Here is a 25,178-nt window from a genome sequence, read left to right as displayed (position 1 = left end):
TCGCCGGGCGCGCGATCAAGGGCCGCGACGTAATCTAACCCCGTCGCCACACTCACCCCCTAGCAGGACGGCGACGCTCCCAAGGAAGGCCCTCGCCGGCATGGCCAATCCCCATGCCGGCGTTTTCGCGTCTGCGATCCGTCGACGCGGTAAAATAACGGAATGGAGCACACCGAGTCGCACCCGTTCGACGGCAAGGCCTTCGTCCGCCATCTCACCACCTCTCCGGGCGTCTACCGCTACTTCGATGCGGAAGACGAGCTTCTGTACGTCGGCAAGGCCGCCAACCTCAGGAAGCGGGTAGGCAACTACTTCCTGAAGCCGCCGATGGATCCGCGCATCGCCTCGATGGTGTCGCAGATCGCCCGCGCGGAGGTGACGCTCACGCGTACGGCGGGCGAGGCGCTGCTGCTCGAGTCCCAGCTGATCAAGTCGCTGAAGCCGCGATACAACATCGTGTTGCGCGACGACAAGAGCTATCCCTATATCTACCTGTCCGGTGGCGAGGATTACCCGCGCCTGGCCTTCCATCGCGGCGCCAAGACAGGGCCTGGCCGGTATTTCGGACCGTATCCGAGCACCTTCGCGGTGCGCGAGAGCCTCGGCCTGATGCAGAAGCTGTTCAAGGTGCGCCAGTGCGAGGACAGCTACTTCAGGAACCGCTCGCGTCCCTGCCTGCAGCACCAGATCGGGCGTTGCAGTGCGCCTTGCGTCCGCCTTATCGAGGTGGACGACTACAAGAGCGACGTGCGCCACGCCGAGATGTTCCTGGAAGGGCGTAGCAGTGCGGTGATCGACGAGCTGGCCGCCTCCATGGAAGCGGCCTCGCGCTCGCTGAATTTCGAGCGCGCGGCCAACCTGCGGGACCAGGTGGCGGCATTGCGGAAGCTGCAGGCCCAGCATTTCGTGCAAGGCGCCAGCGCGGACATGGACGTGATCGCGTGTTGCATCGAAGGCGGCATGGCCTGCGTGAGCGTGCTGTTCTTCCGCAACGGCGTGAGCCTCGGGTCGCGCGACTTCTTCCCACGCCTGCCGACGGACGCCTCCCTCTCGGACGTGCTGTCGCAGTTCATCGCGCAGTACTATCTGGAACGCCAGGTGCCGCGTGAGCTGGTGTTGAGCGATCCGGTGGAAGACGCGGACGTGCTCGCTTCGGTCCTGTCCGATCATGCAGGTTACGTCGTGTCGCTGAAGCCCAATGTTCGCGGCGAACGCGCACGCTTCCTCGAAATGGCCCAACGCAATGCCAGCGCGGCGTTGACCTCGCGCCTGGCGAGCAGGCACACGCTGCTGGCGCGTTTCGACGATCTGCAGAAGGTGCTGGAGCTCGAGACCTTGCCGCGACGCATCGAGTGCTTCGACATCAGCCATACGCGCGGCGAGCTGACCGTCGCGTCCTGCGTGGTGTTCGGGCCGGAGGGGGCCGAGAAGTCCCATTACCGCCGCTTCAATATCGCCGGCATCACCCCGGGCGACGACTATGCCGCCATGCATCAGGCGCTGACCCGTCGCTTCAAGAAGGTGGTGGAAGGCGGGACGAAGCCCGACATCCTGCTCATCGACGGCGGCACCGGCCAGGTGGCCCAGGCCGTGGACGTGCTGCGGGAGCTTGGCGTGGAAGAGGGCATCCGCGTGGTGGGCGTGGCCAAGGGGCCTGGCCGTCGCGCGGGCGAGGAAACCCTGGTGCTCGCCGACAGTGGCAAGACCCTGCATCCCGGCACCTCGTCACCGGCGCTGCACCTCGTGGCAGCGGTGCGCGACGAAGCGCACCGTTTCGCGATCAGCGGGCACAGGCGCCGGCGCGAGGCAGCACGGGAGCGGAGTACCCTCGAGGACGTGGCAGGCGTGGGCGCGCGGCGCCGTGCGGCCCTGCTGAAGGCCTTTGGCGGACTGGCAGGCGTCGAAGCCGCGGGCGTCGAGGAATTGATGAGCGTAAAGGGTATTGATCGCGGTCTCGCCGAACGCATTTATGCCATGCTGCACCCCTGAACGAACGGATGCGGCGCCGATGGGCTCCGCTTCCTGCACTGGCTGACTTATGCGAATCAACCTCCCCACGTGGCTGACCTTGTTCCGGGTGCTTCTGCTCCCTGTCATGGTCATCGTCTTCTACCTGCCGTTCCGCGGCGCGAATCTCACGGCGGCCGTGGTGTTCGTCTTGGCGGCCTTTACCGACTGGCTCGACGGCTATCTGGCCCGGCGGCTGAACCTTACCTCGGCCTTCGGCGCCTTCCTTGACCCGGTGGCCGACAAGCTCATGATCGCCGTGACCCTCTTCCTGCTGGTGCAGTCGCACCGGGGGGGCTGGCAGGGGATCCTGATGGCAGTGACCGCCTCCGTGATCGTAGGCCGCGAGATCAGTGTGTCGGCGCTGCGCGAGTGGATGGCCCAGATCGGCGCCCGCTCCAAGGTGAAGGTGGCCTTCCTCGGCAAGCTCAAGACCGCCATGCAGATGGTGGCCCTGGTAGTGCTTCTGCTCCAGCACGACGCGGAGACGCTGCGCCTGTACCACGTAGGCGAAGCGCTCTTGGTGGTGGCGGGTGTGCTCACCATCTGGTCGGGTGTCGACTACCTCCGCGCCGCGTGGCCAAGCCTGCGCGGGGATTCAGAAGAGGTGAAGAAAAGTGAAAAAAATTCGGTGCAAGGTGGTTGACACATTCCCGATCTGATCTAAAATGGCCGGACAACGACGCGGGAATAGCTCAGTTGGTAGAGCACGACCTTGCCAAGGTCGGGGTCGCGAGTTCGAGTCTCGTTTCCCGCTCCAAGTAATTCTACAAAGCCTCGGTCAACCCGAGGTTTTGTTTTTTAAGCGCTTCGCGGGTACTCTTCGCGCTGCGCAAGCGATGGCCGGGTGGCAGAGTGGTCATGCAGCGGACTGCAAATCCGCGTACGCCGGTTCGATTCCGACCTCGGCCTCCATCGCATTCCAAGGCGCATCCGCTCACGCGGTGCGCCTTTTTTCTTTCCGCCCGGATGGCGAAATCGGTAGACGCAAGGGACTTAAAATCCCTCATCCGAAAGGGTATGTGGGTTCGAGTCCCACTCCGGGCACCATCATTCCTAGTCGCATTGTGTTTCGCTTACCTATTCAGGCGACATTCTCCGTCCCGGTCTGTCCTTCGAATGCGTGTCGCTCCGCAAAGGGCGCCTTTACGCTGACCGGTCGAGGCATATGATCCACATGGAGATACGATGGACGACATGACGGAATTTCGACTGACCTACGATGGTCCGGCGCTGGAGAACCACGAGATGGATCCGCGCGAGCTCGCTCCGGCCTTGCTCGCGATGGCCGACCTTCTCGAGGCATCGGCGCGCGTCCTCTACGGAGACAGGGCTAAGATCAGCGTCAACGTGAAAGGCTCCTTCGAGACCGGGAGCTTCAACATCGATTTCGTGGCCGGTGTGCAATGGCTGAAGTCGATTCGGGACATCTTCGCAGGGCCAGAGACAACAGCCATCGCGAACGCCACGGCGATTCTCGGTGCTCTGGGGATCATTGGGAAGAGAGGTCTTTTGCCGCTTCTGAAATGGCTCCGTAGCCGCTCCATAACGCGCATCGAAACCATCGACCCGGAAAGCGGCTCATCAAAGGTCCGCATCTACGTCGAGGATGAGTTCTACGATGTCGAGAAAGGTACTGTCGACCTGTTACGCGATGTCGGGGTCAGGAAGGCGACAGAGCAAGTGCTCGCGCCGTTGGAGAAGCCTGGAATAAGCGTCGTCGCCCTGGGCCAGGGTGTAACGGTAAACGTCACGGTGCAAGACACCGAACGTGCCGCCTTTGTTGCCCCTCAGGCTCAAGAAGAGCTCATCATCGATGACATACGGGATATGGCTTTTTCAATCGTCTCCCTTGCATTCAAGGAAGACAATAAGTGGCGTCTTTCGGATGGGGCGTCGACGATCAGCGCCATCATTTCGGACACTACATTCCTGCACGCCGTCGACGATAACATCGCGTCTTTCTCCAAGGGAGACTCACTGGTTTGTCGCGTGCGCGTCCGCCAGTGGCAGACGGCCCATGGCACGCGAACCGAATATGAGGTTGTCGAGGTGAAGAAACACTTGCGTGCGGTGCGTCAAATCCAGCTTCCGTGGGGAGCAACCACAGAGCGCTGACGAAAGATTCGGCAGGAACTTTGCGTCGAACGTCATGAGCTCCTGCAATGCCCTGATCGAAGATCGTGGGAAAGTCATTCTGCTGTGGGCAGCTGGCTATGCCGGCGCATCGCGTACGTTGCTCTGGCCTTGTCGGGCAGGTTGCGTGCCAAAGCCACGCCACGTCATTAAGACGTAGCGAGTTTCAGAACACACGGGGGATGAGCGCAGAGGTCCTGCGCTTGTAAGCAGCATAGACATCCCCGAACGTCTCTCCGAGCATGCGCTCCTCCATCCGGAGCTTCCGCCAGAACGACACGAAGACGATCAGTACCGCGAAGATGCCGCGCACGTCGCCTACCTGGATCGCCGTGCCTATAAATGCCAGGAGAATCCCGGTGTAAATGGGATGACGGATATAGCGGTAGGGACCGGCTTCGATCAGCTCGTGCGCCTGCTTTATCTGCACGACGCTGCTCCAGTTTCTGCCGAGCAGGTAACGCGACCAGCAGGCGAGGGCGACACCAGCTACTACGATCAGCAGAGCCGTAGCGAAGAAGGGAGTCGTGTGCGGCACGATGCCTTCGCGCAGCCAATGGTGTCCGTACCATTCGCCCGGGCCTAGCAATACGAAAGCCAGCACCAATGGCAACCAGTATAGGAACAACCGGGTCATCCACGGCTCACCACGTACAGCGGCCTTGGTGCCGCGTGCGCTCCAGAGCCACCAGGCGAGCAGGAAATACCACGAGGCGCTGATGCCCAGCTTCAGCCAGTCGTCGGTCTTCATTCGTCCTCCCTGTTGACGAGACCAGCCCCGCCAGTGCTCGCGAATATCTCAGTTCCGGACCCCCCTTGCCTAGCAGGCCTGACGCCCGTTGCCGATCTGCTCCGGGTGAGTTAGCCCGACGTCATGCTCAGGACGCTCCCCAGCGCCATGATTCCGAGTTTCCTCATTGCGTTCCCCCCGCCATGTGTCCGCCACTTTATCGGCAACGGGGGCGGTCCCTTTAGGCGAGCCTCTTATGGCACCCCGCTCGCCTGGGCATCGAGGCGCGAGCGCCAGTCGAGGGCGCCGGTTCCGTTCGGGCACCCTTCACCGGGCGTGGCGACAGCAGGCTCCTCGTTCCTGGACTCGAGCTTCGTGGCACTACAGCTCCCAAACGTGTCCTTGAAAGCGAACGTGTGCATGGCGTGCTGGTCGCGGGAATGGTTGATCGAACTGCCCATGCTGTTGAAATCGGCAGCGGCGTGGCTCTGGATGGATTCGTCGAGGTGCGACTCGAACGCGACGTCGCCGCCGCGCGATTGACGAATCACGTGCAGGCCCTGGCTCATGTCGATGTCGCCTTGGAAGCTGCCGTCCTGCGCGACGTCCTTGGTCACGTCCAGATGGAGAGGGTAGGACACTGTCCGGCGATGGCGAACCTCCGCAGCGTTGCCCGTGCGTGTCGCGATCGTCTCGTCCACGTCGGTGGCCTGATCGATGACCTGGCGATAGTGCGTCGCATCGGGGCGCGAAAAGGTCTGACGATTCGAGAAGCTGTCCTTATGAGCCACCTCGGTGCGAACCTTTCCATGCGACGTGTCGAGCACGCCGACGATAAGGTAGCTGTCCTTGCCAGCCGTGTTCACGGTGCCTTCGATCCGGTGCTCCCCATTCGCATGTAGCGTGCTTTCCACATGCGGCAGTCCCGTGCCCGGCTGCTTCTTCAGGCTATTGGATAGCAGTTTTCCGGCAAGCACCTTGCTGCCTTGATCTTCGTAGACCAACAGGCTCGCCGCCAGGTTGAAGAACCGGTTCGCGCCCAGCACATGGACCGACACGTCATGTGGCTTTCCATCGTCCAGCAGCGCCGCGAATGGCGTGAGGTCGACGCGGTAGGGAATGAAGTTCAGCGTCTGGATGTCCGGCATGGGCCGCCACAGGTGCGGATTGACGCCGCCGGTATACGTCCACGGGAACACGGGAGCGAGACCGGCTGGCTGGCCGTCGATCGTGACGAGGACCTGCCGCAGGTTGCCCCCGTTGCATTCCTGGAGCGGCGCGCCGTCGTACGGCGACTCGAGCGCAAACGTTTGAGTCTTCGAAACGTAGGCATCGTCGATGCAGGTATACCAAGGCTCGTCGTTGCCCTGGCTTTGCGCAAAGACATCCATGTAGACGCGTTCGGTATTGCGGGGCAGGGCCAACGTCCTGTGCAGTCGCGCCTTTCCGTCCTGCACGATCGCCTGCTCGCCTCTCGGGTCGTCGCTCAGGCCGAAAACAGCGTCCGCCGCCGTAGAAGCCGGCGCATCCTGCGTCGCAGGATAGAAGACCAGGTGGGCGCTGGCCTGGATGACGCTGGTGTACTTCTCGCTCACCCAGTTGTTGAGGATGACCTGTCCGGGTTTCGGATCGCGGAAGAGGGGAGCGTAGTCGGTGAGGTCGCGTTCCACGTGCCAGCGCGCGCCGCTTGTCGCATCGGGTTCCTGCGTGGTCCCGAAGTAGAGATTCGTGCCACCGAGCCAGATGCCGGCGGTCCGGTCGTACTGCCGGCCCGCCGGCACCGAGAAGTCGACTTCGAGTACGACCTTGGACCACGTCTTGCCACATTCCTTCGGCGGGGCGTAGTCGAACAGCAGGGGCTTGGCCGTCATGGCCTTCGGGTCGCCGATCTGTCCGAACAGCTGGTCCTTGAAGAGCGACACTTCGCAAGAGCGGCCCGATGGGCGCGCGAGTGTCGGGACGCCCGACGGCGCGTCCCGCATGGGCAAGGGGTGGTCGGCCGCGGCAACGTATCCGGCAAACGACAGGCACAGGAGTGCCGCACCCCACATCGATCCTCTCATGCCACCACCCCAGTTCAAACAAAGATCAGAAATCGTAGTTCATTCCGAGCCGTACGTATCGTGGCGGCTCCAGCACGGTAGCCGTGCCATAGAGGTCGGCGCGCTGCGACGGGGTAGCGGTGGAGTTGTGCTGCGAATAGATGGCGAGCGCACGCTGCTCGTCGAGGACGTTGAACACGCTAAGGTCGAAGGACAGGTGGTGGTGCGCGAATTCCGGCGAGTAGTCGAGGTTGAGGTCCACCTGGTGCGTCCAGGGCAGGTCGCCTTGCTTTCCGGGCGGGGAGGGTTGTCCGTCGCACCAGTGGTACAGGCTGCCGTAACCGTTCGGGCTGTTGGTCGCCGGATCGTCGGGCGTCGGTCCGTAGAAGCCGAGACAGTAACGAGGCGCACCGGACGCGATCCTTACCACGCCGGACACCATCCACTCGGGCGAGAACCGGTAGACGCCGTTCAACTTGAGCTGGTGGGTGTGATTGTTGCTGAGCAGGCCGTTCGCATGCTCCATGACGTACGCGTTATCCCAGTCTTGCGTAACCCCCACCGAATCGTTGCCGCGGCTTGCCGTGAGCAGGCCCGACGAGTTGCCGTAGCTTCGCGAGAACACGTAGTCGACCCGGCCACCCCAGGGACCATCGGATAGCGGACGCTCGAGGAACATTTCCAGGGCATAGTAGTTGCGCTTGGGCCCTTGCTTGAATCCCCAGTCGGCATCGCTCATCGGTACATTGACGTATCCATTCGTGGTGGCGACCTGGAAGTCGTTGGTCTTGCCGGGATTGAAGATGTAGCAACCGCCGCGATTGGCGCTGATCTGGTCGTCGGTGAGTCCGTACGTGGTTTCCGCCTTGCCGATCAGCAGGTTCGCGCTGTCGCAGACATCGTCGGAAATCTGCCGGAGTTTGCGGAACGTACCCTTCACCCCGGCGACCCAATGCTCGCCGAGCGCCTTGGTGGCGCCCAGGATGAATTCGTCCTGGTACTCCGCGCCGAGGTTCGTCGAGGCGACCGTCCGGGGATCGGGTGCCGCACCGGTGTGGCCGTTGACGTAGAAGCTGCCGAACTGCGCCAGGCCCGTCGGCATGCCCGCGGGGCTGATGCCCGTATAGGTGTAGTAGCTGCGCTGCCACTGGTAGCCCGTGGCGCCGTCGTAGGCCGTGTTGTTATTGATGGCGAGGTAGTACCGGCCCAGGTTCCCGAACACCTTGAGCGTGGCGTCGCCGAACACGTCCCAGCTGAAGCCGGCGCGAGGCGACCAGTTATGGTCCTGCGATGTGAACTTCACGCTGCTGTTGTTGTAGTTGTCGAACGAGTCGTTCCGGATACCGAGACTGAGCAGGAAGCGATCGTTGATCTGCCAGTTATCCTCGAGGTATTGCGCACGCTCGACGGTCTTCACGCCGGAAGCGCCGTTGGTGATCTCGTTGACGACATAGTACCCGCGACCGCCGGGCGCACCGATGCCATTGGCGATATCGATCGCGCCGGCGCTCTGGCCGTAAGTCCAGGTGGATTGGTTGTTTCCCTGGTCGATCGTCTCAGGCTTGTCGTTGTCGACGCCGACGTTGAGCGTGTGGTCGCCGAGCTTCCATTCCAGGTTCAGCTGCAGGCTCGTGTTCTGTGCCCCTTGCGTGGGTGCGGACAGCGAGGAGATCGTCTGCGAATTGCTGATCGACCGTCCTCCGTTCAGCAGGGGATCCTGGTCGGTGATGTTCTGGAGATAAGGAAGGCTGGGATCGTAGCCCGCGGGGGCGCTGTAGTCGTGCAGCCGCATCCGTCCCCAGAGGGCGGTGAGGGTCAGGTTGTCGGCGATGTAGCTGGTTAACTTGCCGATGTAGGCAGTTCCGCCGGTCTTCGTGAAGACCGAGGGAACGGACTGACCATTCGTGCCGAGGTCCGCGTAGTTGAAGTTCGCATTCTGGCCGGAGCCGGACTGCTCGCTATGGATGCCGGTGAATTCGAGGATATTGTTGTCGGTGATGTTCCAGTTGATCTTCCCGTACCATTTGGGGGTCTTGTTCTTGTAGTGGAGCCGCGAGGATTGCGCTGAGGGATTCGACGGATCGGCATTCGTCGCCGTGGTGTCGCCGCGTGTCGTGTCCTGCTCCGCCGCCGCGAACAGGTACAGGCGGTTCGCGATCAAGGGGCCGCCGATATAGGCGCTGTAAGTCGTGGTCCAGCTCTTGTCTTCCTGCCGATAGTCGTAAAGCTGACTGGCGAAGCGGTTCTGTGCGTAACGTATGTTGTCGGGCGACGAGGCGAGTGAGCGTGGGCTCCATTGGGCCTGGAAGCCGTAGTGCCATGTATTCGTCCCGCTCTTTCCCACCTGGTTGATGACGCCACCGTCCGATCGTCCGTACTTCGCGCTGTAGCCGCCGGTCAACACCTCCTGCTGGTCGATGGCGCCGTAAGGTAGCTGCAGCGCGCCCTCGCCTTTGTACGGATCGGTCGTGTTGAATCCGTTGATGTAGTACGCGTTCTCCGCACCACTGGAACCGCCGAAGGACACGAGGTTACCGCCGCCCCCGATGCGGCTGGCATACAGTGCGCCCGACGTGGCCGTTCCGGGCGCCAGAAGCGCGATGTCCTCGGCTGTCCTCGCAAGAGGAAGCTGCCGAAGTTGCTCGGCGGAAATCACCGTGCGTGAATCGACCGTCGTGACGTCGATGGCTGGCTGGGCGTTTGCCGACACCGTCACGCCGCCCAGGTTGGTGGCCGCCCCCGACGTCTCGGCGGCGGCACCGGTGAAATCGATCTGCGCGGCGCCCCCGACGCGAAGCGCGACGTTCTCGCGCTTCGAAACGAGGGTGCCGTCGCGAAGCAGGCTGACGGCGTAGGTGCCGACGGGCAGCGACCCCGCCTGATAGTGGCCTGTCCGATCCACCGCGACTTCGCGACGTATGCCGTTGGATCCTTCGACGCGAACGGTGTCGCCCGTGCTGTCACCGGCAATCGTTCCGAAAACCGAGCCCGTGGTCGACTGTGCGGCAACGGTGCCCGCAAGGGCCGTGCCCATACATACGACGAGGAACTTCAGCGTGGCCCAGGTGGGAGCGGTTCGCATGGTGTCGGTCATCGATACATACCTCTGGAGGTTTGCGGGAAAAGGGGGAGCGGAGAATCCATGGGTCAGTAACCGGTGACGGTGCCATCCTTGCGCATCTCGGTCGCGCCCCAGTAAACATGCTGCTTCGCATCGAACATGATCGCTTCGTAGCCACCGAAGTTACCGCTACCGCCGACGATCTTGTAGCCACGGTTGGACAACGCCGCCTTCACCGCGGGGTCGAAGCCCGATTCCATCTCCACGGTGCCGATGCCCTCGGATGCTTCACCGGTGGGCTCGGCATTGCCGTAGTGCCGCCAGCGGGCAGCGTCGCCGGCATCCTGCACGTTCATGCCGAAGTCGATGATGTTGGACAGCACCTGCACATGGCCTTGCGGCTGCATGTCGCCGCCCATCAGCCCGAACGACAGGAACGGCTTGCCGTCTTTCATCACGAAGGCGGGAATGATGGTGTGGAACGGACGCTTGCCGGGCGCATAGACGTTCGCATCACCCTCGCGCAGCGAATAGAGCTCGCCGCGATCCTGGAACATGAAGCCCAGGCCGTCGGCGACCAGGCCGGAACCCATGCCGCGATAGTTCGACTGGATGATGGAAACCATCATGCCGTCCTTGTCGGCGGTCGTGAAATAAGTGGTGTCGCCGTCGAACAGCTTCGGGTCGCCAGGTCCGACCGTCGCTTCCGCATGACCGGGCTGGATGGATGCAGCACGTTTCTCGCCATACGCTTCGGAGATCAACGCAGTCATCGGCGCCTTCGCAAAGCGAGGATCGGCGTAGTACCTGGCCAGATCTTCGTAAGCCATGCGCTTGGCCTCCAGCATGACGGTCAGCGTGTCGGCGCTACCCTGGCCCATCTTGCGGATATCGAAATGCTTCAGGATCTGCAGCATCTCGAGCACGGCGAACCCCTGTCCGTTCGGCGGTAGCTCGTAGACGTCGTATCCGCGGTAATTGACCGACTGCGGTGTGACCCACTCGCCTTTGAAATCCGCGAAATCGGCATAGCGGAGATCGCCGCCGACACGCTTGAAATAGGCATCGATCGTATGAGCGATGCTTCCCTTGTAGAACGCGTCGCGACCGCCTTCGGCGACGAGCGTCAGGGTATGGGCGAGGTCCGGGTTGTGAAAGACCTCACCCTCGGCGGGCGCGTGCCCATCGATCAGATAGGTGGCGCGGGCGTTGGTGAGGTCGCCGATAAGCTTTTCGCGTTTCTCGAAGGAGGCGAAGTTGCCTTTCCAATAGGCCGCCACCAGCTGGGTCACGGGGAAGCCGTTCTTCGCATAGGCGATGGCCGGCGCCAGGTCGTCGGCCATGGACAGCTTGCCGAACCTGTCGTGCAAGGCGAACCACGCATCGACCGTGCCGGGAACGGTGATCGGGAGCGAGCCGACCGGCGGTATATGGTCCTTGTACGGCATGCCGGTCCTGGCGTAAGCGGCCTTTACCTCCTCGCGCATCTTGGCCAGGTCGCGAGATTTTGCGGATGGCCCCGAGCCGTTGTAGCCGTAGAGCTTGCCCGTCTTCGGATCCCAGACGATCGCGAAGCAGTCGCCTCCGATACCGTTGAGCACCGGCTCCATCAGTCCCAGGGCAGCGTTAGCCGCGATCGCCGCATCGACGGCGCTGCCACCCTTCTTCAGGATGTCGAGGGCGATCTGCGAGGCGAGAGGTTGTTCGGTGGCGGCCATGCCATGCTGCGCCACCACCGGCGAACGGGATGCCCAGGGGTTTCCCGAATAGCGGTCGCCACGTCCCAGTCCGTCCGTCGCGAACGCGCTGGAGGCGAGGCAGGAGAGCAGGGAGGCCAGGAGTACCGGCCGCATGTGAAAGGAGATCCAACGGGCCGTGCAAGTCGTCAGGCGATTCATGCGTGTTCCTTGTCGGTAGATCTACCGCATCGTTGTCGGTCACCATGACCGATGCTCCCCATGCGGCGATGTGAGCGGTGTCACGTGGTGTAGCGTAGGCCATTGTCGGATTGACGCCCAGGGACGCGGCTGTGTAGCGTTGCCGTGCGACATATCATCAAGGGAGCGACACATCGTGAAGCCTGTGACCACGCGTAACCTGCACAGCCAAGTGGTCCGGGAACTGGGACAGCTGATCGTCAGTGGCAAGCTGGCGCCCGGCGATGGCCTGCCGCGCGAGGAAGTCCTCGCCGAGCAAATGAAGGTGAGCCGCACGGCGTTGCGCGAGGCCATGAAGGTGCTCGTTGCCAAGGGTCTCATCGAGTCGCGCCAGCGCACGGGCGCCCGCGTGCGCGATGCCATGCACTGGAACCAGCTCGATGCCGACGTGCTGGCCTGGCGCTGCGCCCTCATGCCCACCGAGAGCTTCGTCGAGAAGCTCGTGGAAATGCGCGAGCTTATCGAGCCCGCGGCCGCGGCTGCAGCGGCGAAGCGGCGCACCGCCGCACAGCTTGCCGACCTCAAGGCGGCCTATCAGGCCATGGCGGCTTCGGAGAACCTGGATGCCTGGGCCGAGGCCGATCTGGCCTTCCACGAGACATTGCTGCGTGCCACCAACAACGAACTGATGGTGTCGCTGTTTTCCGTGATCGAGACGGCGCTGGGTACGTTTTTCCTGCTTTCCGCGCGCAACTCGGGGAATTTCAAGGCGGCGCTTCCGCATCACGAAAAGGTTTACGAAGCGGTTCGCAAACGCCAGCCCGAGGTAGCCCGACAGGCCATGCTGGACATGGTCGCCGAGTCGCGGAAGAACATTCGCGGTCGCGGTCGCGGCACGAAATTCGCCTGATACGGCGCTCCGCTGCCGTTTCCGTGCATGCTGCGCCGCAGCTTGCAGTGGGATAATAATAAAATACTACAATTCAACCCACGGACGACCGGGCAGGGTAGGCCCGGCGTCGCGGGGAAACGGTTCGGGATCGACAAGGACACACGAAGCCCGGGGGCAAGAGCTTGCCCTCGACGGCGGACTGCTGCCTTCGTTTGGCCCGGTTGAGACGAATAGCAGTCCATCCATAGAGGGGAATCGGGATGCAGCGGAAGGTATTGGCGTTATCGGTGCGCAACGCGCTGGCGGGCATGATCGGGATCGGTCTCATCGGCGGCTCCTTCCAGGCCTGCGCCCAGGACGCGGCTCCCGCCGCCCCGGCCGGCCCGGCGGCCCAGTCGCAGGACACGAACGCCACGCCCACCGCGGATGGCAAGGTCAAGGACAAGAAGTCCGTGACCAACCTCAACGGGGTGCAGGTGACCGGTCAGCTCCAGTCGTTGTACCTGTCCCAGGCAACCAAGCGCGATTCGATCAGCGTCGTGGACTCCGTGTCCGCGGAAGAGGCCGGTAAATTCCCTGACCAGAACGTGGCCGATGCGCTGCAGCGTGTGCCGGGCGTATCCGTGAACCGTGGCGGCGGCGAGTCCAACCAGATCACCGTGCGCGGCTTCGGTCCGAACTTCGTGAACGTGCTGGTAAACGGCCGCACGATGGCCACGGCCGCCACCGACCGCGCTTTCGACTTCGACGTCCTGCCTTCCGAGATCATCCAGCAGGCGGTGGTGCAGAAGACCGCCACGCCGGATACGGAAGAGGGCGGCATCGGCGGCACCGTGAACGTGATCACGGCGCGCCCCTTCGATTTCAACGGTTGGCACGCGGCCGGCAGCGCCGCCGCGGTCAATGACCATACGGGTGGCGGCTTCGGCGGCAAAACCACGCCTAAAGTCTCCGGCATGATCGGCAACACCAACGCGGACCACACGTTCGGTTGGCTTGCCTCGGTCGTGTACTACAAGCGCGATCATGTCCAGCAGACGATGGACACCGGCGGCTGGCTCAGCAACCAGGACTTCTCGCGGATCAATCCGGCCTACACTAACGTCTCGCTGCCGCAGACGCTGCAGGGTCAGTCGACCCAGGAAACGCGCACCCGCCGTTCCTTCAATGGTGCGATCGACTGGAAGCCCGCCGACGACTTCACGGTGAAGGTCGACGGCCTGTTCTCGGAATACCAGGTGGATTCCGATGTGCGCGGCTTCGGTCTCTACACCAACACAGGCATCATCAATTCGATCTCGCCCGATGCCAACGGCACCGCGCAGAACTTCGGCGTGGACGCGTCGGGCGGCATGGCGAACGACTACATCGTGAGCTCGGTGCCGCGCGATGCCTTTAACACCCAGGTGGGTGCTAACTTCAACTGGCAGATCGACCCGTCGATGCAGGTCGACTTCGACAGCGCTGTCTCGCGCGCCTGGAACAAGAAGTCGGCGGACAGCAATTTCACCGTGCTCGGCACGCGAAACATCGGCGCGACGCCTGAATGGCAGAACGGTGGCAGCAACCACCTGCCGAGCTGGTCCGGCTTCCTTCCGACCGACGATATCGACTCGCTGCATGCCCACGTGCCCAACCAGGGCACGCAGAGCGCGAACGTCACGGATGCCATCTTCGAAAACAAATTGCATTTCTCGAAGAGCTTCGTGGACGGCACGCTCTCGCGCCTGGACTTCGGCGTGTCGAGCACCCAGCGCAAGAAGACAAAGCTCACCTACAAGACGCCCGACGACGTGGCGTGCGCGGTCTACTGCGGCTACGCCGTGAATGTGCCTGCCGATGCCGTCGACGCGCATGTGTACGACGGGGGCAGCCTGGTGGATGGCGTGTCGTCCACATTCCCCCACCAGTGGGTCACCTACAACACCGACAAGCTGTTCCAGTACCTGGCTTCGCCCGCTGCATACAACCAGCTGGCGAATCCGTCGGCCTTCCAGGCGGCGCTGGCGGCCAATGGTGGTAGCTTCGACGCGCGCCCCGACCCCAGCTCGTACGCGCAGATCAAGGAACACACCACGTCGGCCTATGGCTCCGCCACGTTCGAGCAGGACAACGCGATGCCGTGGACCTTGAATCTCGGCATGCGCTACACGAAAACCGACACGACATCCCGCGCGTTCTCGATCCCGATCCTCAACATCGCGGTCAACCCGGCCGATCCGACCAACGCGATCCCGACCTATGGCTCGCTGACGCCGATCTCGCAAAAGGGTGATTACCACTACTGGCTGCCGTCCGCGAACTTCAAGCTCAACCTGCGCGACGACCTGGTATTCCGCGCGGCGGCCTCGAAGACGCTGACCCGTCCCGACCTGGGCGACCTGGCGTTGAACGTGCGGTACAACTTCCGTCCGCAGGACCAGACCATCGACCAGGGCAATGCCAACCTGCTTCCGTATGTGTCGAAGAATTACGACGCAGGCCTGGAATGGTATTTCAATGAGACGAGCTACACCGCGATCGACCTCTTCTACAAGAAGGTCAGCAACTTCACGACGAAGATCACCACCAACGCGACGCTGCTCGGCTTCCCGTTCCAGCTGACCGAGCCGGTGAACCTCAACGACGCCACCATCAAGGGCGCGGAGGTGACCTTCAACTACCAGTTCACCAGGCTGCCGGCGCCGTTCGACGGCCTGGGTGTGGCGACGAACTACACCTACGTCACCAGCGATACGTCGATCAGCTCGGATCACCTCGCCAGCACCGGCCGGTTCGCTGTGCCGGGTATCGGCAATTCGTCCAACTTCAGCGTTTACTACCAGAAGGGGCCGATCGAACTGCGCGCCGCCTACAACTGGCGGCAGAGCTACCTCACCCTGCTTGCCGGCAACCAGGGACAGCCCACCTCCGTGAAGTCGTACGGCCAGGTGGACCTGAGCGCGAGTTACAACCTCAACAAGCACGCGTCCATCTTCCTCTATGCGACGAACCTGACCAACGAGAACGTCTACCAGTACCAGGTCTTGAGCGACCGGCTGAACTATGCGGAAGCCAACGGCCGCACGTTCTTCGTCGGCGTGCGCGGCTCGTTCTGACCGCATGACCCAACCCGTCCCGCTCCAGCTCCGGAACGATTCACTGCGCCTGCACGTATTGCCACAGGTGGGCGGCGGCATCGCCGGGCTGGAGTGGATGGAGCGGGGTGCCGGGGTAGCCCTGATGAGGGGCTGGACCGGTACCCGCGACCCCAATCGTCTTGCCTGTTACCCCCTGCTGCCGTGGAGCAATCGCATTGCCCACGGCGGCTTTTTTTACCGGGGACGCGAGGCGAGGCTTGCGCGCAATCGTGAGGACGATGCGTGGCCCATCCATGGCAGCGGCTGGCAGCGCGAATGGGCAGTGGCCCGGCACGACGATCTCACCCTCGTGCTGACGCTGGAAGAATCCGTGTCGGGGGCCTACAGCTACCGTGCCCTCCTCGGTTATCGTCTTGATGGCGACACATTGCGTGTACGCCTTCGCGTGACGAATACCGGAGATTTCTCGTTGCCGTTCGGACTGGGCTTGCATCCATTTTTCCCTTTGCATGGCGGAGCGCGACTGCTCGCGCCCGCGCATTCAGTGTGGCAGAACGATGGCAGCGCTCCCTTGCCGGTGCGACGCGACGCCGTGCCGGAAGCCTGGGATTTCGGTAAGGACCGCTCACTGCCGGAAGGCGGCCTCAATCACGCCTTCGAGGGTTGGTCCGGCAGGGCGACTGTCGAATGGCCGGCGTTGGCACTTCGCCTGCATATCGAGTCCGACGTCGACAGGTATGTGCTCTACGTGCCGGACGGCGAGACGTTCTTCTGTTTCGAGCCGGTGGACCACCCGATCAATGCCGTACATCTTCCTGGCGGCCCGCTCGCCAATGGAATGACCGACCTGGCGCCCGGCGTCAGCCTGGAACGATGCTTCGCCTTCCGTGGGAACAACGCATAGTGAAACGTCCGCCCCGAACGATCCGTCTCCTGATCGCCTTCGCCACTGGCGTCCTTGTTGCCGCGAGCATCGGCGCCGCGCCAGTCGCGTCGCCCAAAGACGCCGTGCCTCGCTACGATGCCGCCCATCGCGTCTTCCGTCTCGACGCCGGCGACGTTACCTATGCCATGGGCGTGAATGCCGACGGCGCGTTGCAAACCCTCTATTGGGGTGCACGATTGTCGCAAGACGATCCGCTCGGTCCTGCCGCCCCCGCGCCGGAGCGCTCGTCGTTCGACCCGGCCGGCAGCCTCACCCCGCAGGAATACTCGGGCTGGGGTGGGCAGATGACCGCCACGCCTGCGCTGAAGCTTCGCCTGGACGATGGCAATCGCGACCTCGTGCTGCGCTACGACAGTCATCGCATCGACAAGAACGCCCTGTCGATCCGTTTGCGCGATGCGCAGGCCGGCGTGACGGTCGACCTGCGTTACACGGCAGACGCGGCCACGGGCATCGTCGGCCGTTCGGCGCATATCGAGAATGCAGGCAAGCAGGCGCTGACGATCGACAATGCCGCTGCTGCGACGTGGAACCTTCCGCGCGGCGACTACTCGCTGCGTTATCTCACCGGTACCTGGGCCGGTGAATGGCACCTGCAGACGCGTGCCGTGACACCGGGAGCCACCGTGCTCGAAAGCCGCCGCGGCAGCACCGGCGACGAGAACAACCCCTGGTTCGCCATCGGCCGCGGCGACGCCTGGAACGAAGAACATGGCGACGTCTGGTTCGGTGCGCTGGCATGGAGCGGCTCGTGGCGCATCCAGGTCGACGAGGACATTCTGGGCCAGGTTCGCGTCACCGGCGGTTACAACCCGTTCGATTTCGCGTATCGCCTGCAGCCGGGGCAGGGCCTTGACACGCCAGTGTTCTACGCCGGTTATACCGGGCAGGGCATGGGCGCGGCGTCGCGCCTGATGCATCGCTTCGAGCGCGAACGTGTCCTTCCCGGCGGCGCCGGCGCCAAGCTACGGCCCGTGCTCTACAACTCGTGGGAAGCCACCGAGTTCAAGGTGGACGAAGCAGGCCAGGAGCGTCTTGCCGAGAAGGCCGCCGCGCTTGGTGTCGAACGTTTCGTCGTGGACGATGGCTGGTTCGGCGCGCGCGACAGCGACCATGCCGGTCTCGGCGACTGGGTGGTGAACCGGCGCAAGTTCCCGAACGGCCTGAAGCCGCTGATCGACAAGGTGCACGGCCTGGGCATGAGCTTCGGCCTGTGGGTGGAACCGGAGATGGTGAATGCGGATAGCGACCTCTATCGCGCGCATCCGGACTGGGTACTTAATTTTCCGGGGCGTGAGCGGAGCGAAGGGCGTCACCAGCTTGTGCTCAACCTTGCCCGCGAGGACGTGAAAGCGCACGTGTTGGAAGTCCTCGACGGCCTGCTGCGGGACAACGACATCCAGTTCCTGAAGTGGGACTACAACCGCAACTGGGCCGAGCCGGGTTGGCCGCAGATGCCGGCGGACGAACAGCAGAAGGTTTATGTCGCGTACGTGCGCAATCTCTACGACATCCTGCGCGAGTTGCGGGCACGCCATCCGGGCGTGGAGATCGAATCGTGTTCCGGTGGCGGTGCCCGCGTGGATCTAGGCATCATGGCGCTGACGGACGAAGTCTGGCCTTCCGATAATACCGATCCTTCCGACCGCCTCTCGATCCAGGATGGTTTCAGTCAGGCTTACGCGCCAGCGACAATGATGGCGTGGGTCACCGGTTCGCCGAACTGGGTGAATGCCCGCAGCAGTTCGCTCGATTTTCGTTTCCTTTCCGCCATGCAGGGCGGGTTGGGTATCGGCGCGAACCTGCTCGAATGGACGCCGGCCGAGGAAGCCATGGCACGGGATTACATCGCCGAATACAAGAAGATCCGTGCCACGGTGCAGCGCGGTGCGTTGTACCGGCTGCTCTCGCCACAGGGGCGGGCACCCTGGTCGGGCACCGAATCAGTCGGTGCCGACGGGCGGCAGGTCGTGCTGTTCGCGTTCCAGCGCCAAGGCGAAGAAGCGCGGCCCTTCCCGACGTTAGCCCTGCGCGGGCTGGATCCGGCCGCGCGTTATCGCGTGCGTTCGATCCACGGGAAGGTGGCGCCCGGCACGCCGGAGTCGGCAAGCGGTGCCTACTGGATGCAGCGCGGCATCGATATCGTCATGAAGGGCGACTTGCAGGCGGCGGGACTGGTGCTGGACCGGGAGGCAAGGTGAGCGTGGAGGTGGCCTAGCTGCCAGCTTCACGTCGCCCCCATGCGACGGCGACGACGCTGTCCGCACGACGGGGCGATCAGGCTGGGAGTACGGTCATGGCTACGGTGGCATCGGGTTCACATACGAGCACGATCGGTGCACTGGCGGCAGGCAAACTGCTCGCCAAGGCCACGGGAGGACGCTGGGGTCCAACCATTCTCATCCTCGCCGGCATCATCCTTCTGCGAAAGCGCGCCGCCGCACGGGCGGCGCGCCGGGTGCGCGCCGATGTCGTCGACACGGACGAGTCGGACGCGCCAGGCTGACGATTATTTCTTCCGCTGGTTATCTTCGCCGGTATCGTCCACAGGGTCCCCGGAGGCGTCGGTCGGCGGTTGTTCCGTAGGACCACGCTTGTTTTTCGGCGGCAAATCCTGTCCCGGTTGCTGCGGTGGGCGATTTTTCTCATTGGCCATGGGCGTTCTCCGTCTCAGGAGGGCCCACCTTGGCGTGCCGTGGTTGATGGCAGTGTGCCCAGTGTGTGAGCGGCGCGTCGCAACCCGTTCCGCGAGGGAGGCGCAGCTGAGAGCGCAGTCGCGCAGCGGATATCGGAGAACGCCTACGCATAGCTGCGGCAAAGGATGACGCCGCCATCAGGCCGTGCGTCAGCGCACGGCGTGGGGATGCCGCTACATAAAGCGGGTGCAGGTCACGATGATACCCCTACGCTGGTTGTCTCGCCTGCACATCTGGCATTGTATGCATTCGCAGGCGGCGCCCGGTCCAATCCGTGCGCCTAGAACAGTCGGCCCAGGGAGGGCACTTAATGATTAACGTTGTTTTGGTCGACGACCATGAACTGGTCAGGACCGGATTCCGGATGATCCTGCAACAGCAGGCTGATCTCCGGATCCGGGGGGAGGCGAGTTCGGCGGAGGAGGGTCTGCGCCTCATCCGTTCACATTCACCGGATATCGCGCTGGTCGATGTCCACATGCCGGGCATGAGCGGCGTCGAACTGACGGAGCGCATCATCCGCGCCAAGCTACGCACTAACGTCGTGATCCTGACGGTCGTGGACGATGCGAGGTTTCCCAAGCGCCTGCTGGACGCCGGTGCGCTCGGCTACCTCACCAAGGGTTGCTCGTCGGACGAATTGCTGAGCGCCGTGCGTCAAGTGGCTTCAGGGCGCCGGTACCTCGCGCCCACGGTGGCGCAACAGCTGGCGCTGGCAACCCTCGACGGTTCCGATTCGCCGTTCGACACGCTTTCCACCCGCGAGATGGAAGTCTCGATGATGCTCGTTCGCGGCATGCCGCTTACGTCGATCGGCGAGCGCCTGAACTTGAGCCCGAAGACGGTCTCGACGTACAAGCAGCGTCTCATGGAAAAGCTGCACGTCGAGCATGTCGTGGGCCTCGCCCACCTGATGACGGTGCACGGCCTGCTCGATACGCATAACCATCAGGTCGGCAGTTGAAACCGTTCTGACATCGAAAAAAAACGCCGGGGCAAGCCCCGGCGTTTTTGTTTGGATCATCAGTCGCCGTGCGGCTCCTGCCTCGGGCGGGTGAGCAGGTCACCCTGGGCAGGCGGTGTCCAGCCGGGCTTCGGTTCCTGCGCCGGATGCGAAACCGGCGACACGTTCGATGCGTCCGGCGACTTTGGCACGGCCTGGACGGCCGGTGCCGACGTCTCCTCGTCCTCATCCTTGGCATCCTGCGCAGGCGTGTGGCTCTGGTTCACCGTTTCCGGCACGACAGGGGCGGACACAGGAGCCGGTGCCGGGGCAGGCACTGGAGCCGGGGCGGAAACCACCTGAGCCGGAATCTCCCCCGCAGCCGATTCATCGGCGATGGGCGCCGGCGGAGACACCTTCCGGGCGTCCGTAGCTTCCTCGGCCACCGTCTCCGCGACAGGTGCCCTGGCCTCTTCCTCCGGCAGGAACCCACGTGCCGGTGCATCGAGACCCACGCCCGAGGCCGGCGGCGCGGTCGCCACAACGTCTTCTATGGCCGGCGGCTCCACCCTCACCGGAGCCGCGGCGGGCACCGGCGCGGAGCCTGTCACTGGCGCGCTCTTCAGCGGCGCATCCGATTCGGTCTGGCGACGTTCGGTGGTGCGCGTCTGGGCCGAATCCGCCGGCGTGGCGGCATCGGCCGCGTGCACGGCAGGCGTCACCGTGGCGGAGCTGCCGGGAATCGGCGGCAGTTTTGGCAGGGTGGGCAGGGTGAGGGCGGACGGAACAGCCTCGTCGTCGGCGGGCTCGGCGGGGCGCGTCGCCATGCCGGCAGGCGCTTCCACGGCGAAGGCGCTCTCGGCCGCGGCCGCGGTATCGAGTACCGGCGGCACGCTGGGGCTGGGACGTGCGGGGGCGACCTGCATCTCGTCGTCACCGTCCTCGTCGTCGAGATCGTCGACGCTGTTCGCGTCTTCGATCGCACCGGCCTGGGTGCCGTCTTCCTGACGACGGCGGCGACGGCCGCCACGGCGGCCCCGACGGCGGCGCTGTCCACCCTCGGTGTCCTTGCCGGCTTCGCTGGGAACGGTATTCGTATCGGCGGCCATCGTGGCTTCGATGTCGGTGACCGGTGCCTCGGAACCTTCCTGGATCGGATGGTCGTCAGCCTTTACCGTCGGTGGGGCGATCTTATCGACAGGCGCACGGGGTGCGGGTGCCGGTGGCTGTGCCGGGGCATCGGTGCTTGCGGCGGCGGGCATGGCCTTCTCGACCTTCTCACCCTGCGCCTGGCGTTCGCCACGCGGCTGGCGACGGGTCTCACCCGGGGCGGCCTGGTCCTGGCGACCCTGGCGACCCTGCTGCTGGGCGTCCTTCTGGCGGCCCGGCTGCTTGTCCTCACCCTGGCGCGAGGGCTGCTGGTCGCCACGGGGCTGCTTGTTGCCACCCTTCGCCTGCTGCTGCCCGCGAGCCTGCTGCTGGGTGTTGTCCTTGCGCTGGCCCTGCTGGCTACCGCGCTGTTCTCCGCCCTTGCCACGGCTTTCGTTGCCGCGACGCTCGTCGCGACGGCCGTTGCGCTCGTTACGGCCGCCCTGGCGCGAATCCTCGCGACGGGTGGTTGCCGCCGGCTGGGCCGCGGGTGCGGCGGGAGTGCCACCGCCGAAAAGGTTGCCGAACAGGCGGGAGAAGAAACCGCCGGTGGGAGCGGTCGGCGCAGCCGCGCGCGTCGCGGGGCGCACCGGTGCGGTGGGGGCTTCGATCTCGTCGTCGTCGTCGCGCTGCGGCGCCGGCGTGGAAGGCACCACGCCAGTGACCAGCGGCTGCTCGCCGCTGCCCAGCGCCTGCCCCATCTTCGGCATCGCGGTGGCGACCGTGGGGGTGGTGCGCTCGTAGCTGGGCTTGCTGTGCTCGCCCATGTCCGCTTCGCGGATACGGGTGATCTCGAGGTGCGGGGTCTCCAGCTTCTCGTCGGCGACCACGACCACGTGCACGCTGTGGCGCAACTCGATCTCGACGATGCTGGCCCGTTTCTCGTTGAGCATGAAATTGGCGACCGCCGATGGCGCCTGCACCAGGACCTGCCCGGTGTTTTCCTTCATGGCGTGCTCTTCGATCAGGCGCAAGGTGGACAGCGCCAGCGATTCCACGCTGCGGATGTGGCCGTGGCCTTCGCAGCGCGGGCAGACGATCTGGGTGGCTTCGCCGAGGCTGGGCCGCAGGCGCTGGCGTGACATCTCGAGCAGGCCGAAGCGTGAGATGCGGCCGATCTGGACGCGGGCGCGGTCGGCCTTGAGGGCGTCCTTCAGGCGCTCTTCCACCTCGCGCTGGTGGCGCGGGCTGTCCATGTCGATGAAGTCGATGACGATGAGACCGCCGGCGTCGCGAATGCGCAGCTGGCGGGCGATCTCGCTGGCAGCCTCGAGGTTGGTGTTGAACGCCGTTTCCTCGATGTCGCTGCCCTTGGTCGCCTTCGACGAGTTGATGTCGATGGCGGTGAGGGCTTCCGTCTGGTCGATGACGATCGAGCCGCCTGAGGGCAGACGCACGTTGCGCTCGAAGATGCTCTCGATCTGCGTTTCGATCTGGTAGCGCGAGAACAGCGGGGTCGGATCCTGGTACAGCTTCAGCTTGCGCAGGTTGTTGGGCATCACCTGCTGAACGAAATCGCGAGCGTCGCTGAACAGCGATTCCTCGTCGATCAGGATCTCACCGATGTCGTTGCGCAGGTAGTCGCGCAGGGCGCGGATGAACAGCTTCGATTCCTGGTAGATCAGGAACGGGGCCTTCTGCGAGTTCGCGGCGGCCGAGACCGACTTCCACAGCTGCAGGAGGTAGTCGAGGTCCCACTGGAGTTCCTCGGCGTCGCGGCCCATGCCCGCGGTACGCACGATGAGACCCATCTCGTCGGGCACCGAAAGGTGCTCCATGGCCTCCTTCAGCGCCTGCCGGTCTTCGCCCTCGATGCGGCGCGACACGCCGCCGGCGCGGGGGTTGTTCGGCATCAGCACCATATAACGGCCGGCGAGGCTGACGAACGTGGTGAGGGCGGCACCCTTGTTGCCACGCTCCTCCTTCTCGACCTGGACGATGATTTCCTGGCCTTCCTTGAGGAGTTCGCGGATGTTCGACTTACCTTCCGCGTTGGGATTGAAGTACTCGCGGGCGACTTCCTTCAGCGGAAGGAAGCCATGGCGCTCGGCGCCGTAGTCGACGAAGCAGGCCTCGAGGGAGGGTTCGACGCGGGTGATGCGGCCCTTGTAGATATTGGCCTTTTTCTGTTCCCGGGACGGGATTTCGATATCGAGATCGTAAAGGTTCTGGCCATCGACGATAGCCACACGCAACTCTTCGCGCTGAGTCGCGTTGATCAACATACGCTTCATTTGTAGGTTCCTCGGCCTTGCCGCGCGGCCGCGCGCCGCGGTGGCGCCATATGGCGGCCTGCCGGGGATCGCGCCGCAGCGGTGAGGCTTCAAGCGGCATGGGATCCGGGACCGATACCTGGACCCGGCGTGATTCGTGAATAAGCGCCTTGCAACCGGTCCGCATCCCTACGGATTAGCCGGACAACCGCAACCTGAACCGCTACGATGTGGGGTGTCCTCGCCGTCCGACCCCTCGGACGGAATGGCGCGACACTCGCCTTACGCGGCGGCCCCGGCACCCCGCGAGAGATGAGTCTTCAGCGGAGCCTGGCGCCCGCCGAGTATCCTATCAATTTCGAGTTTTATCAATGCAGACGGCAACTTCCCTCGACGGCGGCCAAGGTGTACGCCAGGTCGAAATCGGTCCCGAGCGGGACGGTCAACGTGTGGACAATGCCCTGATGACCATGCTCAAGGGGGTGCCGCGCAGCCTGGTCTACCGCCTGCTGAGAACGGGGCAGGTGCGCATCAACGGCAAGCGCGCCAAGCCGGAAACCCGCCTGGCGCTGGGCGACATGCTGCGCATCCCGCCCGTTCGCGTGGCGGAGCGCGAGGAGGGCGTGGCGCCGTCGGGCATGGTGAAGGCCGTGGCCGACTCGGTCATCTTCGAGGACAAGCACTTCCTGGTGATCGACAAGCCGGTGGGCATCGCCGCCCATGGCGGAAGCGGGGTGAGCCATGGCGCCATCGAGTTGCTCCGCGCGGCCCGGCCGAACGAGCACCTGGAACTGGTACACCGCCTCGACCGCGACACCAGCGGCGTGCTGGTCCTGGCCCGGTCCCGTCCGGGCCTTACCGGCCTGCAGGCGCTCATCCGGGACAACGAGGTGACCAAGCAATACCTCTGCCTCATGACCGGCACGCCACGCAAGGCGAAGTTCGACGTCAATGCCCCCCTGTTGAAGTCCGTTCTCCATGGCGGCGAGCGCGTGGTACGGGTGGACGATGCCGGCAAGCCCTCGCTCACCTTCTTCCAGGAACTGGAGCAGTACCCGGCATCGCGCCTGATGCAGGCCACGCTGGGTACGGGCCGCACACACCAGATCCGCGTGCATGCCCAGTACGTCGGTCACCCGCTGGCCGGCGATCCGAAGTATGGCGATGAAGAGGCCAACAAGCGTTTCCGCGCCAAGGGTCTGAAGCGCATGTTCCTGCACGCCGCGCGGATGAGTTTCGACCTTGGCGGCAAGAACTACGATTTTTCCGTGCCGTTGCCGGACGATCTGAAGCTTTTCCTCGACAACCTGCGCGGCTGATTGTGTAGGGGCGCGCCCAGCGCGCGACATATTTTCGCCGAGCTCGTGAGCTGACGCGCCAGCTCCAAGGCACGGCCTCAACACATG

16 protein-coding genes and 3 tRNA genes are annotated in these 25,178 nt (G+C 64.0%); 13 read left to right on the top strand and 6 right to left on the bottom strand.

Annotated elements, in window-relative coordinates:
• Positions 1–162 precede the first annotated feature (162 nt).
• The 6 genes from uvrC to VGM71_RS03950 all read left to right on the top strand — a co-directional run bounded on the left by uvrC (position 163) and on the right by VGM71_RS03950 (position 4,125).
• Complete coding sequence (uvrC, locus tag VGM71_RS03975) at positions 163–1,989, top strand: excinuclease ABC subunit UvrC (RefSeq protein ID WP_331542515.1); 1,827 nt, start codon at positions 163–165, stop codon at positions 1,987–1,989.
• A 49-nt stretch (positions 1,990–2,038) separates the two neighbouring features.
• Complete coding sequence (pgsA, locus tag VGM71_RS03970; protein WP_331542514.1) at positions 2,039–2,653, top strand: CDP-diacylglycerol--glycerol-3-phosphate 3-phosphatidyltransferase; 615 nt, start codon at positions 2,039–2,041, stop codon at positions 2,651–2,653.
• A gap of 38 nt (positions 2,654–2,691) precedes the next feature.
• Positions 2,692–2,767 (top strand) — tRNA-Gly (locus VGM71_RS03965).
• An 81-nt stretch (positions 2,768–2,848) separates the two neighbouring features.
• A tRNA-Cys gene (locus VGM71_RS03960) sits at positions 2,849–2,922 on the top strand.
• 48 nt (positions 2,923–2,970) lie between these two features.
• Positions 2,971–3,057, top strand: a tRNA-Leu gene (locus tag VGM71_RS03955).
• 138 nt (positions 3,058–3,195) lie between these two features.
• Positions 3,196–4,125, top strand: coding sequence for a hypothetical protein (locus tag VGM71_RS03950; RefSeq protein WP_331542513.1), 930 nt, complete (start codon positions 3,196–3,198; stop codon positions 4,123–4,125).
• A 184-nt stretch (positions 4,126–4,309) separates the two neighbouring features.
• On the opposite strand, the gene VGM71_RS03945 is transcribed toward VGM71_RS03950, so the two are convergent.
• From VGM71_RS03945 to ggt, 4 genes are all read right to left on the bottom strand, one after another.
• Positions 4,310–4,894: an isoprenylcysteine carboxylmethyltransferase family protein gene (locus tag VGM71_RS03945; protein ID WP_331542512.1), complete on the bottom strand. Its 585-nt coding sequence runs from the start codon at positions 4,892–4,894 to the stop codon at positions 4,310–4,312.
• Between the two features lie 233 nt (positions 4,895–5,127).
• On the bottom strand, positions 5,128–6,795 hold the full coding sequence (locus tag VGM71_RS03940) for a peptide-N4-asparagine amidase (protein ID WP_331542511.1): 1,668 nt from the start codon (positions 6,793–6,795) through the stop codon (positions 5,128–5,130).
• Between the two features lie 166 nt (positions 6,796–6,961).
• The gene (locus tag VGM71_RS03935) at positions 6,962–10,009 is read right to left on the bottom strand and encodes a TonB-dependent receptor (protein ID WP_331542510.1); all 3,048 of its coding nucleotides are present in this window, start codon (positions 10,007–10,009) and stop codon (positions 6,962–6,964) included.
• Between the two features lie 53 nt (positions 10,010–10,062).
• Complete coding sequence (gene ggt / locus VGM71_RS03930; protein ID WP_331542509.1) at positions 10,063–11,829, bottom strand: gamma-glutamyltransferase; 1,767 nt, start codon at positions 11,827–11,829, stop codon at positions 10,063–10,065.
• Between the two features lie 220 nt (positions 11,830–12,049).
• Between ggt and VGM71_RS03925 the strand changes: the two genes are divergently transcribed.
• The 5 genes from VGM71_RS03925 to VGM71_RS03905 all read left to right on the top strand — a co-directional run bounded on the left by VGM71_RS03925 (position 12,050) and on the right by VGM71_RS03905 (position 19,277).
• Complete coding sequence (locus VGM71_RS03925) at positions 12,050–12,763, top strand: FadR/GntR family transcriptional regulator (protein ID WP_331542508.1); 714 nt, start codon at positions 12,050–12,052, stop codon at positions 12,761–12,763.
• A gap of 242 nt (positions 12,764–13,005) precedes the next feature.
• The gene (locus tag VGM71_RS03920) at positions 13,006–15,843 is read left to right on the top strand and encodes a TonB-dependent receptor (protein WP_331542507.1); all 2,838 of its coding nucleotides are present in this window, start codon (positions 13,006–13,008) and stop codon (positions 15,841–15,843) included.
• A 4-nt stretch (positions 15,844–15,847) separates the two neighbouring features.
• Positions 15,848–16,729 (top strand): aldose 1-epimerase, encoded by an 882-nt coding sequence (locus VGM71_RS03915; RefSeq protein ID WP_331542506.1) that lies wholly within the window; start codon positions 15,848–15,850, stop codon positions 16,727–16,729.
• Positions 16,729–18,972 (top strand): alpha-galactosidase, encoded by a 2,244-nt coding sequence (locus VGM71_RS03910; RefSeq protein ID WP_331542505.1) that lies wholly within the window; start codon positions 16,729–16,731, stop codon positions 18,970–18,972. Before VGM71_RS03915 ends, VGM71_RS03910 begins: the two co-directional genes overlap by 1 nt.
• A 95-nt stretch (positions 18,973–19,067) precedes the next feature.
• A complete protein-coding gene (locus tag VGM71_RS03905) occupies positions 19,068–19,277 on the top strand; it encodes a hypothetical protein (protein WP_331542504.1) in 210 nt (69 codons plus the stop codon).
• Positions 19,278–19,280: 3 nt separating this feature from the next.
• Here the strand turns inward: VGM71_RS03905 and VGM71_RS03900 are convergent, their stop codons facing one another.
• Complete coding sequence (locus VGM71_RS03900) at positions 19,281–19,427, bottom strand: hypothetical protein (RefSeq protein WP_331542503.1); 147 nt, start codon at positions 19,425–19,427, stop codon at positions 19,281–19,283.
• Between the two features lie 350 nt (positions 19,428–19,777).
• Between VGM71_RS03900 and VGM71_RS03895 the strand changes: the two genes are divergently transcribed.
• Entirely contained in the window at positions 19,778–20,431 is a 654-nt protein-coding gene (locus tag VGM71_RS03895; protein WP_331542502.1) for a response regulator, read from the top strand.
• Positions 20,432–20,490: 59 nt separating this feature from the next.
• Here VGM71_RS03895 and VGM71_RS03890 read toward each other — a convergent pair whose 3' ends face one another.
• Positions 20,491–23,793 (bottom strand): Rne/Rng family ribonuclease, encoded by a 3,303-nt coding sequence (locus tag VGM71_RS03890; RefSeq protein WP_331542501.1) that lies wholly within the window; start codon positions 23,791–23,793, stop codon positions 20,491–20,493.
• Positions 23,794–24,143: 350 nt separating this feature from the next.
• Here VGM71_RS03890 and VGM71_RS03885 point away from each other — a divergent pair, with 350 nt between their 5' ends.
• A complete protein-coding gene (locus tag VGM71_RS03885) occupies positions 24,144–25,091 on the top strand; it encodes an RluA family pseudouridine synthase (protein WP_331542500.1) in 948 nt (315 codons plus the stop codon).
• The last annotated feature ends 87 nt before the right edge of the window (positions 25,092–25,178 follow it).

The organism is Luteibacter sp., assembly GCF_036499525.1.
Lineage (GTDB): Bacteria > Pseudomonadota > Gammaproteobacteria > Xanthomonadales > Rhodanobacteraceae > Luteibacter.
Note: the sequence above shows the minus strand (reverse complement) of the source record. Positions and strands in the feature narration are given on the sequence as shown.

What these genes read in the sequence shown, in the direction of transcription:
- uvrC (WP_331542515.1), top strand. Translation starts at nt 163, where the DNA reads ATGGAGCACACCGAGTCGCACCCGTTCGACGGCAAGGCCTTCGTCCGC.
- pgsA (WP_331542514.1), top strand. Translation starts at nt 2,039, where the DNA reads ATGCGAATCAACCTCCCCACGTGGCTGACCTTGTTCCGGGTGCTTCTG.
- VGM71_RS03950 (WP_331542513.1), top strand. Translation starts at nt 3,196, where the DNA reads ATGGACGACATGACGGAATTTCGACTGACCTACGATGGTCCGGCGCTG.
- VGM71_RS03945 (WP_331542512.1), bottom strand. Translation starts at nt 4,894, where the DNA reads ATGAAGACCGACGACTGGCTGAAGCTGGGCATCAGCGCCTCGTGGTAT.
- VGM71_RS03935 (WP_331542510.1), bottom strand. Translation starts at nt 10,009, where the DNA reads ATGACCGACACCATGCGAACCGCTCCCACCTGGGCCACGCTGAAGTTC.
- ggt (WP_331542509.1), bottom strand. Translation starts at nt 11,829, where the DNA reads ATGCGGCCGGTACTCCTGGCCTCCCTGCTCTCCTGCCTCGCCTCCAGC.
- VGM71_RS03920 (WP_331542507.1), top strand. Translation starts at nt 13,006, where the DNA reads ATGCAGCGGAAGGTATTGGCGTTATCGGTGCGCAACGCGCTGGCGGGC.
- VGM71_RS03915 (WP_331542506.1), top strand. Translation starts at nt 15,848, where the DNA reads ATGACCCAACCCGTCCCGCTCCAGCTCCGGAACGATTCACTGCGCCTG.
- VGM71_RS03905 (WP_331542504.1), top strand. Translation starts at nt 19,068, where the DNA reads ATGGCTACGGTGGCATCGGGTTCACATACGAGCACGATCGGTGCACTG.
- VGM71_RS03900 (WP_331542503.1), bottom strand. Translation starts at nt 19,427, where the DNA reads ATGGCCAATGAGAAAAATCGCCCACCGCAGCAACCGGGACAGGATTTG.
- VGM71_RS03895 (WP_331542502.1), top strand. Translation starts at nt 19,778, where the DNA reads ATGATTAACGTTGTTTTGGTCGACGACCATGAACTGGTCAGGACCGGA.
- VGM71_RS03890 (WP_331542501.1), bottom strand. Translation starts at nt 23,793, where the DNA reads ATGAAGCGTATGTTGATCAACGCGACTCAGCGCGAAGAGTTGCGTGTG.
- VGM71_RS03885 (WP_331542500.1), top strand. Translation starts at nt 24,144, where the DNA reads ATGCAGACGGCAACTTCCCTCGACGGCGGCCAAGGTGTACGCCAGGTC.